The 456-nt window shown below is 42.5% G+C and carries 1 protein-coding gene; it reads left to right on the top strand.

Annotation, left to right across the window (positions count from 1 at the left end):
• Positions 1–14: 14 nt before the first annotated feature.
• On the top strand, positions 15–456 hold a 442-nt coding region (locus GBI16_RS18480; protein ID WP_151707642.1), incomplete at its 3' end, for an efflux RND transporter periplasmic adaptor subunit.

Below are 456 nucleotides of genomic sequence, written 5' to 3' on the forward strand. Positions count from 1 at the left end.
AGAGCGAAAAAGAGATGAATCTGCTAAATCATGTAATTGTGGGATTGCTCGTACTCAGCAGTGTCACTTTAACAGCATGTCAAAAAGAGGTTCCAAAGACGGAAGAAATTCCTTATGTCATGGTCGCGCAACCGAGTAGTAATCATATTGATCAAAAAAGCTATGCAGGTGATGTACAGGCGAGTCAGCAAACGGCATTGGCATTTCGTGTTGGAGGACAAATTACCGAACGCTTTGTTGATGTTGGTGATCGAGTCAGAGTTGGGCAAGTATTAGCGAAGTTAGATGTTAAAGATGCTCAGTTACAACTTAATGCAGCTAAAGCACAGCTAGACAGCGCACAAGCAGCAGCAAAAATTGCAGCGCAAGAATATCAGCGTTATCAGCAATTATTGCCAGTAAATGCAGTCAGTCGCTCACAATTTGATGCGATCAAAAATCAATACGAAGCGGCAC

Source organism: Acinetobacter sp. TUM15064 (assembly GCF_008980265.1).
Lineage (GTDB): Bacteria > Pseudomonadota > Gammaproteobacteria > Pseudomonadales > Moraxellaceae > Acinetobacter.